Origin of the sequence: Pandoraea nosoerga (assembly GCF_902459585.1) — a bacterium.
Lineage (GTDB): Bacteria > Pseudomonadota > Gammaproteobacteria > Burkholderiales > Burkholderiaceae > Pandoraea > Pandoraea nosoerga.
Genome location: NZ_CABPSC010000003.1, coordinates 22,872 through 35,787 on the forward strand (window position 1 = coordinate 22,872; position 12,916 = coordinate 35,787).

At 64.1% G+C, this 12,916-nt stretch carries 9 protein-coding genes and 3 tRNA genes; 5 read left to right on the forward strand and 7 right to left on the reverse strand.

The genetic code is table 11. The features are described from left to right. Positions 1-130 precede the first annotated feature (130 nt). Both PNO31109_RS05015 and PNO31109_RS05020 read left to right on the forward strand, forming a co-directional pair. Complete coding sequence (locus PNO31109_RS05015) at positions 131-766, forward strand: GntR family transcriptional regulator (protein ID WP_150554823.1); 636 nt, start codon at positions 131-133, stop codon at positions 764-766. A 299-nt stretch (positions 767-1,065) separates the two neighbouring features. Beyond that, a complete protein-coding gene (locus tag PNO31109_RS05020; RefSeq protein ID WP_150554561.1) occupies positions 1,066-3,972 on the forward strand; it encodes an autotransporter family protein in 2,907 nt (968 codons plus the stop codon). An 89-nt stretch (positions 3,973-4,061) separates the two neighbouring features. Here PNO31109_RS05020 and PNO31109_RS05025 read toward each other — a convergent pair. The 4 genes from PNO31109_RS05025 to pgsA all read right to left on the reverse strand — a co-directional run bounded on the left by PNO31109_RS05025 (position 4,062) and on the right by pgsA (position 5,219). Continuing rightward, positions 4,062-4,135 (reverse strand) — tRNA-Cys (locus PNO31109_RS05025). 113 nt (positions 4,136-4,248) lie between these two features. Further along, a tRNA-Gly gene (locus PNO31109_RS05030) sits at positions 4,249-4,324 on the reverse strand. Between the two features lie 48 nt (positions 4,325-4,372). Next, positions 4,373-4,448: transfer RNA gene (locus PNO31109_RS05035), tRNA-Gly, on the reverse strand. Positions 4,449-4,625: 177 nt separating this feature from the next. Beyond that, positions 4,626-5,219, reverse strand: coding sequence for a CDP-diacylglycerol--glycerol-3-phosphate 3-phosphatidyltransferase (gene pgsA, locus PNO31109_RS05040; RefSeq protein WP_150554562.1), 594 nt, complete (start codon positions 5,217-5,219; stop codon positions 4,626-4,628). Positions 5,220-5,396: 177 nt separating this feature from the next. On the opposite strand from pgsA, the gene kch reads away from it, so the two are divergent. Continuing rightward, positions 5,397-6,623 (forward strand): voltage-gated potassium channel protein, encoded by a 1,227-nt coding sequence (kch, locus tag PNO31109_RS05045; protein WP_244958129.1) that lies wholly within the window; start codon positions 5,397-5,399, stop codon positions 6,621-6,623. 40 nt (positions 6,624-6,663) lie between these two features. Here the strand turns inward: kch and uvrC are convergent, their stop codons facing one another. Next, positions 6,664-8,970: an excinuclease ABC subunit UvrC gene (gene uvrC, locus PNO31109_RS05050; RefSeq protein ID WP_150554563.1), complete on the reverse strand. Its 2,307-nt coding sequence runs from the start codon at positions 8,968-8,970 to the stop codon at positions 6,664-6,666. 205 nt (positions 8,971-9,175) lie between these two features. Here uvrC and earP point away from each other — a divergent pair, with 205 nt between their 5' ends. Both earP and efp read left to right on the forward strand, forming a co-directional pair. Beyond that, positions 9,176-10,453: an elongation factor P maturation arginine rhamnosyltransferase EarP gene (gene earP, locus PNO31109_RS05055; RefSeq protein WP_150554564.1), complete on the forward strand. Its 1,278-nt coding sequence runs from the start codon at positions 9,176-9,178 to the stop codon at positions 10,451-10,453. 139 nt (positions 10,454-10,592) lie between these two features. Continuing rightward, positions 10,593-11,150: an elongation factor P gene (efp, locus tag PNO31109_RS05060; RefSeq protein ID WP_150554565.1), complete on the forward strand. Its 558-nt coding sequence runs from the start codon at positions 10,593-10,595 to the stop codon at positions 11,148-11,150. Positions 11,151-11,351: 201 nt separating this feature from the next. On the opposite strand, the gene nagZ is transcribed toward efp, so the two are convergent. Then, a complete protein-coding gene (gene nagZ, locus PNO31109_RS05065; RefSeq protein WP_150554566.1) occupies positions 11,352-12,386 on the reverse strand; it encodes a beta-N-acetylhexosaminidase in 1,035 nt (344 codons plus the stop codon). After that, complete coding sequence (gene acpS, locus PNO31109_RS05070; protein WP_150554567.1) at positions 12,386-12,892, reverse strand: holo-ACP synthase; 507 nt, start codon at positions 12,890-12,892, stop codon at positions 12,386-12,388. Before acpS ends, nagZ begins: the two co-directional genes overlap by 1 nt. Positions 12,893-12,916: the final 24 nt, after the last annotated feature.

Consider the following 12,916-nt stretch of genomic DNA (forward strand, 5'->3'; position numbering starts at 1 on the left):
GTCAGATGCAGGTGATATACAATTAACATTTGCTCTGAACATTGATGAAATGGCGACAAGGAAAGCGACCCAACGGACGGGAAAATCGGAAGCCGCAGTGCTCGACGTGGACGCCATCCCGCGGGGTCGGATGGTTGACATGGCTTACGAGTGGATCGAAGAGGCGATCGTGACACTGCGGCTGGCGCCGGGTTCGACGATGTCGGAGTTGCAGTTGAGCGAAATGACGGGGTTCGGTCGCACGCCGATTCGCGAGGCCATTCAGCGTCTGGCTCGCGAGCATCTGATCGTGGTGCTGCCGCAGCGCGGCCTTCTCGTGCCGCCGATGGACGTCTCGAAGCAGTTGCGTCTGCTCGAGACGCGACGCGAAGTGGAAAGACTCATTGCCCGCAGCGCCGCAAGGAAGGCCTCGGCGGAGCAGCGCGCACATTTCGCGCGTCTGGCAAAGGAGTTCAGAAGTTCGGCCCGCACGGGCAAAGACGTGGAATTCGTGCGCGCGGACCGTGAGTTCAACGAACTATGCCTGGTGGCAGCCCGCAACGAATTCGCCGAAGGTGCGATGCGTCTGATGCACGGACTGTCGCGCCGGTTCTGGTACTACCACTATCAGGAAGCGGCAGATCTGCCGACGATGGCGCGGCTCCACGCAGAAGTGGCCGAAGCGATCGCTGCCGGAGAAGTGAAGCGGGCCGGCGACGCCCTCGACGCGCTGCTCGACAACATCGAGGCATTCACGCGGGCCACGGTGTTGGGGGATCGGGCCTAGGCCGGACGGAGCGCTGGGCACCGACAACCGCTCTCACCATACGCTCCGGTGTCCGCTTTTTGTCCACGGAACGGACGGTCCGCAACAGCGCTCTGCCCCCGGCACGGATCTCCCGCGTGCGGCCGAATAATCTCGACCGACTAGGACTTTAGTCCAATGCGCCGCAGGTTCAACTGGGTCAGATTTCGTATAGCCGGGAAAATCGGGGGTGGGGAGCACCGCCGGGATTCCACCACAGGATGCTTACAAAGCGCCTCGACATCGCGCCTTCCCGCCGAACAACAAGACAACGACACAACATGCCGCGCTCCGAATACCTTCCGAAGCGAAAAGCACTCGCTATCGCCACGTCTGCGATGGTCGCGAGTTGTATCTCGAATACCGCCATCGCCACTTCCTGTACCGTGATGGACGTCACGACCGATTGTTACTTGGTATCTGCCCCGGGTTATATTGGAGTCGGGATTCCGAACGTGACCCTCAGTTCCATCGCATACGGCGTATTCAACGCCATGCAATTGCAGTCTATCTCCTTGGACCAGGGCTCCCGTATAAGCCTTCTTTTTTCGGCCGTGGCGAATCAGGGCACGTTGGGCCTGCTGGAGAACAGCGGCTATTCGAGCGGCGACCAAGCCGGCTTTCTCAATATTGGCTATACCGGTGAAGTTCAAAATAACGCTACCGGCACTGTAGCTGGAAGGTATGGCGTGCAAAATGGTGTCTTGGAGAACATGGGCGCCACGGGTTATACGGGCACGATAGGAACCATTCAAAACGACGGCACCATTTCCGGAACCATATCCGCCATCTACAACGAGTACGCTATCGATTCCATCAACAACACCAACCTGATCTCAGGGACCGGCAGCGGCATCGACAATGGCGGATCGATCGGAACCATAACCAACTCGGGATTGATTCAGGGCGGGGGCGTTGCCATTTCCGTGGGTCAATTCGGGAGCATTGGTTGGCTGATCAACGCGGGAACAATCTCTGGTGACACGTCGGGCATTCAAAACAGGGGCACGATCACCGAGATTTCGAATCGCGGAAGGATCACTCACGCCTCAACCTCGGGAGCGGGCGTGTACAACGCGGGAGTCATCGGATCGTTGTCCAACTCAGGGTTCATCACTTCGGTGCTCAACGCCGGGACTATCACGCAAACGTCTACGTTGAGCTCTGCCGTTATGAACACGGGAACAATCAGCACGCTGACCAATTCCGGCACCATTAGCGGCGCGTATGCCATCGGTGTCGACGGATCGGGAACGATCGGCGCGTTGATCAATTCTGGCCTGATTTCTGGCTCGGCCGTGGCCATCTTCAATGTTGGCTCCATCGCCGGATCGTTGTTCACCACGATTGCCAACACTGGAGTTATTGCCGGCTCGATCTCAAACCACAGCATCAGTGACATGACCATCAGCGGCGGCACTTCGATATTCGGCACGCTGACCGGATATGGCGGCAGCCCTGGCACGCCGGACCCCGTTGGTCTGATCGACAGCCGAGCCAGCAATCTGACGCTCTCAGGCAATTTGCTGCTTAACGACAATGTCATGACCGGAACGCTGGTCAATACTGCCGGGGTCCTTCAGGTCAATAACCCGATCACCATCACCGGCAACTACAACCAGCATTCGGATGCCACCTTACTTATCGGGGTGTCGAATGGTGCGAGCGCCAATGGCCTGACGACCGACACCGGCTATGGCAGGTTGGTCGTCTCCGGCAATGCGACGATCGATCCCGGCGCGAGCGTCCAGTTGACCAGCACCGGCACCGGCGCCACATATGGCTTCGCTCCGGGACAACGGTTCGTGGTGATGCAGGCGCCGACGGCGGCCACCGTGAATTACAACGCCGGTTCGCTCAACTACGGCATTCGTGGTGCCCGCTATGCGGTGACTGGGGCAGAGGTCAGAGATGCGGCAACCGGCACCGACAATCTGGTCGTCACCGTTGGTGAGGAGCTTCCGGACCCGACGGCACCAACCGACCCCGGGACCGGCACCACACCGTCGAATCCCCCACAAACCTCAACGCCCAACCCGCCCGCCGCCCCGGCACCGATCCGGCCAACCATGCGCAACGCCGTCGCTTCGTTTGGCGGCCTGCAAAACTACACCGGGATCAGCGATCCAGGGCTGCTCGGTCTCTACAACGCCTCGCTTGCCATTGGCAGCGTGAGCGAAGCGAATCGCGCCGGATCGCAGCTTTCGCCAGCGCAGCAACTCGCTGCATCGCGAGCCGCGGCTGCACCGACGCTCAACGCGCTGGCGCTCACTGGCGCCCGTGCCGATGCGTTGCGGCTGGCGCAATCCGGCCACAGCGGCGTTGCCACCGGTGATGGCGGACCGACGTTCGGCGTGTGGGGGCAAGCGTTCGGCGGGCACGCCAGCCAGGGCATGGTCGACGACATCTCCGGCTACAGCGCGAACTATGGCGGCCTGATGCTCGGTGTCGACCGGGCGCTCGGCGACAAATGGCTCGCGGGCGGCGCATTCTCATTCAGTCACACGAAAATCAACGGTTCGGACGACAACTCGGGCAGTTCAACGCAGGTCAACGGCTATGGCTTGCTCGCTTACGCCAGTTATCTTGGGTCACCGTGGTATGTGAATCTGTCGGGCGGTATCGTGCAACAGCGCTACAACACCACGCGCGTGGTCGACTTCACGGGATTCTCCGGCGTGGCGAGTGGCGCGTTCTCGGGACAGCAGTACGTCGCGCGCACCGAGTTCGGGTATCCACTTGCGCTGGGCAGCGGCACGCTCACGCCGCTCGCGAGCCTGACCTATAGCTACTTGCATCAAGGCAGCTATACGGAGACCGGCGGCAATGGGGCTGCGCTATCTGTCGGCACCTCGCACGCGAGCTCCTTGCGCAGTGCATTGGGCGCACGACTGGAACGCGCATTTGCGACACGCTACGGCGACATCGTGCCGTTCGCACAAGCGCAATGGATTCACGAATTCGTGAATTCGCGTGCCGTCACTGGCGCGAGCTATGCAGGCGACTTTACGGGCGAGACGGCGTTCACGGCGGTGGGGCCGTCGCCGGTGCGCGACCTCGCTGACCTCACGCTAGGTGCGACGCTCGTGCGCAGCAGCAACCTGTCGCTCACCGCGCGTTACGAGCTACAGGTGGGCTCGCGCTTCGTTTCGCAAACGGCGAGCCTGCGACTGCAACAACGCTTTTGAGAATGGCGCGCCGTGACAAACGGCGCAGGAACGGTGCAGGAACGGTGCAGCAAAAGAAAAAGCCCTGACAAGTCAGGGCTTTTGAATTTTGGAGGCGGGAGTCGGAATCGAACCGGCGTACACGGCTTTGCAGGCCGCTGCATAACCACTCTGCCATCCCGCCATCGGGATATGCCGCATTGTAACCACTCGCTGTTGCCATCGAGGGCGCCCTTCGGATCGATCGCCGTGGGCTCTTCGGCAAATAAAAAGGGAAGCCAGGCTTCCCTCTGGATTTGGAGCGGGAGACGAGTCTCGAACTCGCGACCTCAACCTTGGCAAGGTTGCGCTCTACCAACTGAGCTACTCCCGCATGACACCGAACACCAAGGAATCACTCACTCAATGTCCAGCGCGAAACTGGAGCGGGAGACGAGTCTCGAACTCGCGACCTCAACCTTGGCAAGGTTGCGCTCTACCAACTGAGCTACTCCCGCATTTTCATGCGTACTGCCTATCCAACCACTTCTTAAAACTTCGCTGCCGGGCTAGTGCCGTAGCAGCGAGAAGGAGATTATGTCCAAACCACGATTCAGTGTCAAGCACCTGCACCGAAAATTTGTGAAGATTTTTCTCCCTCACCGCGTAATTCCCGCGCCTTCAGGGACTTACGCTCACATCTTGCCCGCGCCTCTTTCTCGAATCTGCGGCCACGCGCGGCGCAGATAATACAACATCGACCACAACGTGAGCACCGCCGCCACGTAAATCAGCCACGTGCCCCAGAAGCGCGAGTCGAAACGCAGCCCATTCCACACCAGCGTGCCGTTGAACAGCAACAGCGGAATCGCGACCATCTGCGCAGCCGTCTTGATCTTGCCCAACTGATGCACCGCCACGCTGCGCGACGCGCCAATCTGCGCCATCCATTCGCGCAACGCCGAAATCGTGATCTCCCGACCGATGATGATCAACGCCACCAACGCGTTGATCCGGCCCATCTGCAGCAGCATCAGCAGCGCCGCGGCGACCATCAGCTTGTCAGCCACCGGGTCCAGGAATGCGCCGAACGCCGACGTCTGGTTCCAGCGCCGCGCCAGAAAGCCGTCGAACCAGTCCGTGAGCGCGGCCAGCACGAAGATCGCGCAAGCCACCCAGTTCATTTCCTCCGTCGACAGCCAGGTCGCCGGCAGATAGTAGACGCCGACCACCAGCGGAATCAGCACGATCCGAAGCCAGGTCAGAAAAATGGGGACGTTGAAAGGCATGGCAGCATGAGTTCGGCAAACGGCAGTCGACACACGGCGCCCTCGGCAGCCGTACCAGACCCGCATTGTGCCGTGTATGCCCCGCAGCGACAAGGCCGATGCGCCGGCGCCGCTGTTGACATGTGCGCCAGTGTGCCCCTATCTTGCTCGCAACCACCCGCCATTAGCGCCGATCTCGTGAAACTGCCCTGGCCCCTGCCCGCACTCCGGCGACCGCTGCTGCCCCCGCACGCGCTCATCGCGGGACTCGTGGGGCTCAACGGCATGCTGCTCGTCGCGTCCGTGCTGTTGCGCGTGCCCGGCGCCGTCCTTCTCGACCTCTTCCTGCGCGGCGATCTCCACGCACTGGAGCGCATCGAGGCCCGCCATTTGCCGCGCCTGCTCTTCGGGTTGAACGCCATCGAGCGCATCGACTTCTCTCACCTGCCGCGCGCCCTCGTCGGCGTGTCCCTCGTCGCCCTCGCCTGCGGTCTCGTCATTCGCGCGCGCACCGCCTGGGCGTTCTCGCTTGTCATGCTCGCGCTGGCCGCCATCATCAACTTTCACCTGAACATCCGCTTCGACCTGACGTTCGCTCTCTCGCTCGTGTGTCTCGCGCTGTTGCTCTGGTACTGGCGCGAGTTCGATCGCGCGAGCTTCGCGGCCGCCACGCTGTACACGCTCGTGGCAGTCTTCGCACTGCTCGTCTATTCGACGTTCGGCACGCTCTATCTCGGACGCGAATTCGCGCCCCCCGTCACCGATCTGGCCACCGCCTTCTACTTCGCCATCGTCACCATGACGACCGTCGGCTACGGCGACATCGTGCCGCACACGACCGATGCGCGGCTTTTCACGGCGTCGGTCATCGTCTTCGGGATCAGCGTGTTCGCGACGTCGCTCACCGTCGTCATCGGCCCGCTCGTCGGTGGCAATCTCAAGAAAATTCTCGCGGGGAGGTTCACTCACGTGATTCGCAGAGACCACTTCATCGTGGCAGGCGCGTCGCCGCTCGCCATCAACGTACACCATGAGCTCACCCGGCGCGGACGACCCGTCACGGTGATCATCGCCACCGGCGTGGACAGCCCGTTCCCCGAGGACGCCGACGTCATGCACGGCGACGCGAGCGACAACACGGTGCTCATGCACGCCGGCATCGAGCGCGCGAAGGCGGTGCTCGCCCTGCGCGCGGACGACTCGGAGAACGCGTTCATCGTGCTCGCCGCCAAGGAGATCGCGCCGAACGTGCGCACCATCGCATCGGTCAACGACAGCAAGCATCTGAGCAAGCTCAAGCGCGTGCAGCCGGACATGATCTTCGCGCCGCCGGTCGTGGGCGGAGAACTGCTGGCGCGCACGCTCTCGGGCGAGACGGTCGACAACGACACGGTGATGCGGCTCCTGTTCCACGGCGATACCTGAGCCGTGCGACGCGGCACGCCGCAATGCGCCGGGCGGCCGCTCAGTGCAACTGGCGATAGATCTGCTCGGCCAGCGTCGTCGAGATGCCCTCGACGCTCGCCAGTTCGTCCACGCTCGCCGATGCCACGCCCTGCAAACCCCCGAAGCGCATGAGCAGGCGTTGACGCCGCTTCGCCCCGATCCCCTCGATCTCTTCCAGACGTGACGTCTGACGCGCCTTGGCCCGCTTGGCGCGCATGCCGGTGATCGCGAAGCGGTGCGCTTCGTCGCGGATCTGGGCGATGAGCATCAGCACCGCGCTCTCGCGGCCGAGTTCCAGCGGCGGACGCCCATCGGCAAAGATCAGCGTCTCGAGCCCGACCTTGCGCCCTTCGCCCTTGGCCACGCCGACGAGCCGCCCGATGTCGATGCCGAGCTCCACGAAGACCTGGCGCGCCACCTCCACCTGTCCCTTGCCGCCGTCGATCAGTACCAGTTGTGGGAGGTTCGCCTCAACGTCCGATGCACTCGATGCACCCGATGCGTCCGATGCCTCCGGCGCGCACGGCTGCGCGGACGCACCGGCCGCGTCGAGGGCCTGCGCCCCGGTGAACTCGCCGCCCGCCCCCTCGCTGTCCGGCAGCACCGCGGTTTCGGCTTCGGCGCGTGCCACGTCGGCCGCGACGGACGACGGATCGGCCGCATCGCCGAGCGTGTTCGCCGCCGCTTCCATCAGACGGCCGTAGCGCCGCGTGAGCACCTGACGCATGGCCGCATAGTCATCGCCCGGCGTAATGCCGGTGATGTTGTACCGACGGTACTCGCTCGTCTGCATCTTGTGATGGTGAAACACGACACAGGAGGCCTGCGTTGCCTCGCCCTGCGTATGGCTGATGTCGAAACACTCCACGCGCAACTGCGCGGGGTCGTCGATGTCGAGCCCGATCGTCTGCACCAGCTCGCGTGTGCGCGCCTGCTGGCTGCCCTGCTCCGTGAGCAGGCGCGTGAGCGCAAGCCGTGCGCCCTGCTGCGCCATGTCGAGCCATGCGCGGCGCTGGCCCTGCGGCTGGCGCACCATCGCAATGCGGCGCCCCGCCTGCTCGGACAGCGCGGCGAGCAGTTCGTCGTTCGGCAACGGGTGGCTCACGACGAGCACCGGCGGCACCGGCTGGCCCAGATAGTGCTGCGCGACGAACGCCTCGAGCAGACGCGACTCGAGCGATGCCGCCGGCGTATCCGACGGCATCGCCTGGGCGACGTCCGCTTCATTGCCCGCTTCATTGCCCACTTCATTGCCCACTTCATTGCCCACTTCCGCGACGGATGCATCCGGGGCCGGCATCTCCTCGTCGTCCTCGAACTCGTCGGCAATGCCACCCTCCACACCGCGCTCCACGTGCGCCGGGAAGTACGCCTTGTCGCCCAGGTGGCGGCCGCCGCGCACCATCGCAAGATTCACGCATGCACGGCCGCCGGCATAGGCCACGGCAAGGATGTCGGCGTCGACGTCGCCCGCCGTCTCGACGGACTGCTGCTGAAGCACGCCGGACAGCGCCTGCATCTGGTTGCGAACCGCCGCCGCCTGCTCGAACTGCAACGCTTCGGCATACGCCATCATCTTGCTTTCGAGCGCGCTGAGCACTTCGTTCTGGCGTCCGGAGAGGAAGGCCGCCGCGTTGCTGACGTCGCGCGCATAATCCTCGTGCGCAATCGCGCCGACGCACGGCGCGCTGCAGCGCTCGATCTGATGCAGCAGACATGGGCGCGTGCGGTTCGCAAAGACGGAATCCTCGCAGGTGCGCAACTGGAACACCTTCTGCAGGATCTGGATGCTCTCGCGAACCGCCCAGGCGCTCGGGAACGGCCCGAAATACTGGCCGCGCCGGTCCACCGAGCCGCGGTAGTACGCCATGCGCGGGTATCTGTGCTGCGTGAGTTTCAGGAACGGATAGGACTTGTCGTCGCGAAACAGGATGTTGTAACGCGGATGCAGCGCCTTGATCAGGTTGTTCTCGAGCAGCAACGCCTCGGTTTCCGAGCGCGTCACGGTCGTTTCGAGCCTGGCGATGCGCGCCACCATCAGCGCAATGCGCGGCGAGAGCTGCGTCTTGTTGAAATAACTCGAGACGCGCTTCTTGAGATTGCGCGCCTTGCCGACGTACAGCACGTTGCCTGCGGCGTCGTAGTAGCGATACACGCCCGGCAGATTCGGCAGTTGCGCCAGTACCTTGCGGGCGTCGAACACCGGCGCATCGTTGGCTTGCGACGATGCGGACTCGGCAGCGGGCGCGCCGCCTTCACCAGCAGCAGCGGATTTCGCTTTGCGGGGCTTGCGCGCAGGGGTGACGTCGTGGGCGTCTTCGGTCATGAACTCTGAAATTCGGTGCGTCCCGCGATCGATGGGCGATCGACGGGGGCGATCGTGGGGGCGATCGACGGTGTTCGTCGGGCTCGCCGGCGCGGCCGCCCGGCGCCATCATCGCGCGTCGCAGGGACTAAAATCCAAAGTTTAGACCAATCCGCGTCACCGCTTCTCAATGTCCCTGTCCGCCGCGCGCCCCTCGTTACCCTCGATGCCCTCATCCACCACGGCGGCTCCCGCCGCGCGGCCCCTCGTGCCGCGTTGCGACCTGTTCTGCACCGTCGTCGACAATTTCGGCGACATCGGCGTGTGCTGGCGCCTCGCCCGCCAGCTCGTGCGCGAACACGGCTGGTCGGTGCGGCTATGGGTCGACGATCTCGCGAGCTTCCGGTATCTGCGCCCCGACATCGATCCGGCGCTGGCCCGTCAGCGCTGCGACGGCGTCGATGTACGGCGCTGGGACGCCGACCTGGGAGCCCCGGGCGCGGCGCAAGCCACGTCGGGGACGGCCGCCGACGACAACACGCCCGGCGACGTCGTCATCGAGGCATTCGCCTGCAACATTCCCGACGCCTACGTCCACGCGATGCACGCCCGCAAGCTCGCCGGCAACCCGCCCGTCTGGATCAATCTCGAGTACCTCAGCGCGGAAGACTGGGTCGACGACTGCCATTTGATGAAATCGACGCACCCGCAACTGGGCCTCGTCAAGACGTTCTTCTTCCCCGGTTTCACCGTGCGCACCGGCGGCCTTGCGCGCGAGCGGGAATTGCTCTCGCGCCGCGACGCCTTTCTGTCCTCGCCGGCCCTGCGCGACGCCTGGTGGCAGCGCACCCTCGGCCTGCCGGCCGCGCCGCGCGACGCGCTCGTCGTCTCGCTCTTCGCCTACGAAAACGAAGCGCTGCCGGCGCTGTTCGGGCAGTGGGCCGCGAGCCGGACGCCGATCGTCTGTCTCGTGCCGCAAGGCCGCATCGCGCCGGCCGCCGGCGCATGGTTCGGACGCGAGGCGCTCGCCCCCGGCGAATCGGCGAATCGAGGCGCGCTGACCGCTTACGGACTGCCATTCGTGCCCCAGGCCGACTTCGACACGCTCCTGTGGGCCTGCGACGTGAATTTCGTGCGCGGCGAGGACTCGTTCGTGCGCGCCCAGTGGGCGGCGAAGCCCTTCGTGTGGCACATCTACCCGCAGGCGGAGAACGCCCATCACGTCAAACTGGACGCCTTTCTGGCGCGCTATCTGGGCGAAACGGCATGCGGCGCGCCCGAGACCGGGCCGGAGGCCGAGCCGCTGCCCCACGCCGCGCGCGAGGCGCTGCGCACCTTCTGGCATCTGTGGAACGGCTACGCCAGCACGGCGCCCGACTGGCCCGCGCTGGCCGCCCGCCTGCCCGAGCTGAACCACCACGCACGCGCCTGGGCGGACCGGCAGACGGCGCTGCCGGACCTCGCGCGACAACTGGCGAGCTTCGTGGAAAATCAGGTAAAATAGCTGGTTCTTCAACGCTTTGCTGCTGAACCTGCTGCCCCGGACCCTTCCAGGCGGATGCGGGAATCAAGCGGCGAATGGGCGTATGGAAGCGCTCAACAAGCGGCAAATCGCTTATTTCGTCACAGGATCTCGTTTTTTTATGAAAACCGCTCAAGAACTCCGCGTCGGCAACGTCGTCATGATCGACGGTGAGCCCAATGTCGTGCTGAAGACCGAATACGTCAAGTCGGGCCGCAACTCCAGCGTCGTGAAGATGAAGTACAAGAAGCTTCTGTCGGAAGGCCGCGGCGAATTCGCCTACAAGGCCGACGACAAGTTCGACGTCGTCGTGCTCGACAAGAAGGAAGTGACCTACTCGTACTTCGCCGACCCGATGTACGTCTTCATGGACGCCGACTACAACCAGTACGAAGTCGAAGCCGAGAACATGGGCGACGCCATCAAGTACCTGGAAGACGGCATGCAGTGCGAAGTCGTGTTCTACAACGACAAGGCCATCTCGGTCGACCTGCCGACCTCGCTCGTGCGCGAAGTGCAGTACACGGAACCGGCCGTCAAGGGCGATACGTCGTCGGGCCGCGTGCTCAAGGCCGCCAAGATCAACGATCTGCTGGAAATCCAGGTGCCGCTGTTCGTCAACACCGGCGACAAGATCGAAATCGACACGCGCACCGACGAGTACCGCAGCCGCGTCTAAACTGCGTCCGGGCTGCGTCCAGGCTGCGTCCAAGTTGCGTCTAAGCCGCCGCTAAGTCGCGACACGCCGCCCGATCGCCCCTGCGGCGATGCAATGCACCGCGCTCGGGCTACGCATCAAAAAAGGCGCTCTCCCTCCCGGGATGAGCGCTTTTTGTTTGCGCGGTGGCGCCTGCGTCGGCGGCCACCGGCGCGCCCGGCGTCAAGCGCCGAACGTCTGCGCGATCAACCGCTTCGCGGCCTGATATTCCGGTTGTGCGAGCATCTTCTCCCAGCCGTGCACCTTGCCGCGCCCCTTGAGATGCTTGATGCGGCGTTGCGACGCGGTGTCGGGCACCGTCTTCATTTCGCGCAGCAGGCGGTCCGCCAACTCGGGGCTGTTGCAGATCAGCACCATGTCGCAGCCGGCGTCCATTGCGGCGTGCGCCGCGCTCACCACGTCGCCTGCGGCACTCGCGCCCTGCATCGACAGATCGTCGCTGAAGATCACGCCGTCGAACGCGTACTTGCCGCGCAGGATTTCCTTGAGCCATTTCGGCGAGAAACCGGCCGGGTTCGGATCGACCTGCGGGTAGATCACGTGCGCCGGCATCACGGCCGACAGCGACATGCCGAGCCAGTCGTATGGCTGCGCGTCGACCGAGAGGATTTCGTCGAGCGAACGCTCGTCCACCGGAATCTCGTGGTGCGAATCGGCTGCGACGAAACCGTGCCCCGGAAAGTGCTTGCCGCAGTTCGCCATACCCGCGAGCAGCAGGCCGTGATTGAGGCTCTTGGCCAGCATGGCGACGACGCGCGGATCGGCGTCGAAAGCACGGTCGCCGATCACGGTCGAAGTGCCGTAGTCCAGGTCAAGCACCGGCGTGAAGCTCAGGTCGATGTCGCACGCGCGCAGCTCGGACGCGAGCACATAGCCCACCGCCGTCGCCACGCGCGTGGCCTTGAACACGTCTTCGTGCCAGAGCTTGCCGAGCTTGCCCATGGCCGGCAGGTGCGTGAAGCCGTCCGTGCGAAAGCGCTGCACACGCCCGCCCTCATGGTCGACCGCGATCAGGATGTCGTCGCGCACGTCGCGAATCTGCTTCGTGAGCGCACACAGTTGCGCGCGATCGTCGAAGTTGCGGCTAAACAGGATGACACCCCCGGTCAGCGGATGGTCGATGCGGCGAATGTCGTCCTCGCTGAGGGTCAGCCCGACGACGTCGAGCATCACCGGGCCCGGCCTGCGCTTCGTCATTACGTTTTCTCCGATGCAATGTTGCGTGAAGCGATCGCGAACGCGACCGCATAGTCTTTCTCGTCCGTGATCGAAATTTCGATGGACAACTGGCGCTCGGCCAGCCACTGCGCCAACTCCTCGGACACCACGACCATGGGTTTGCCCGACGGCGCGTTGAGCGTTTGCACCGCGCGCCAGGTCATGGGCCAGCGCATACCCAGTCCGATCGCCTTGGACACGGCCTCCTTTGCCGCGAACCGCGTGCACAGATAGGCGAGGCCGCGCACCTCGGAGCGCTTCTGACGGGCGTGATAAACCTTGAGTTCCTCCGGCCCGAGAATGCGCTGCGCGAAGCGGCCGTTCGTGCGCGACATGACGCCCACGACACGGCTGATCTGGAGAATGTCGGTGCCCACCCCGAACACTGCCGTCGCGCCATGCGCGGGCGCGCAAACGGGAATGCCGGCGGCGTGCGACGGTGTGGCGTCGGCAGGTGCGGACGTTGACGGATTGGGGTCGGTCATGTGCGGCGAGCGATTCGGTAGCGG

Coding starts and splice junctions, on each gene's coding strand:
- PNO31109_RS05015 (WP_150554823.1), top strand. CDS start 131: ATGGTTGACATGGCTTACGAGTGGATCGAAGAGGCGATCGTGACACTG.
- PNO31109_RS05020 (WP_150554561.1), top strand. CDS start 1,066: ATGCCGCGCTCCGAATACCTTCCGAAGCGAAAAGCACTCGCTATCGCC.
- pgsA (WP_150554562.1), bottom strand. CDS start 5,219: ATGCCTTTCAACGTCCCCATTTTTCTGACCTGGCTTCGGATCGTGCTG.
- uvrC (WP_150554563.1), bottom strand. CDS start 8,970: ATGACCGAAGACGCCCACGACGTCACCCCTGCGCGCAAGCCCCGCAAA.
- earP (WP_150554564.1), top strand. CDS start 9,176: ATGCCCTCATCCACCACGGCGGCTCCCGCCGCGCGGCCCCTCGTGCCG.
- efp (WP_150554565.1), top strand. CDS start 10,593: ATGAAAACCGCTCAAGAACTCCGCGTCGGCAACGTCGTCATGATCGAC.
- nagZ (WP_150554566.1), bottom strand. CDS start 12,386: ATGACGAAGCGCAGGCCGGGCCCGGTGATGCTCGACGTCGTCGGGCTG.
- acpS (WP_150554567.1), bottom strand. CDS start 12,892: ATGACCGACCCCAATCCGTCAACGTCCGCACCTGCCGACGCCACACCG.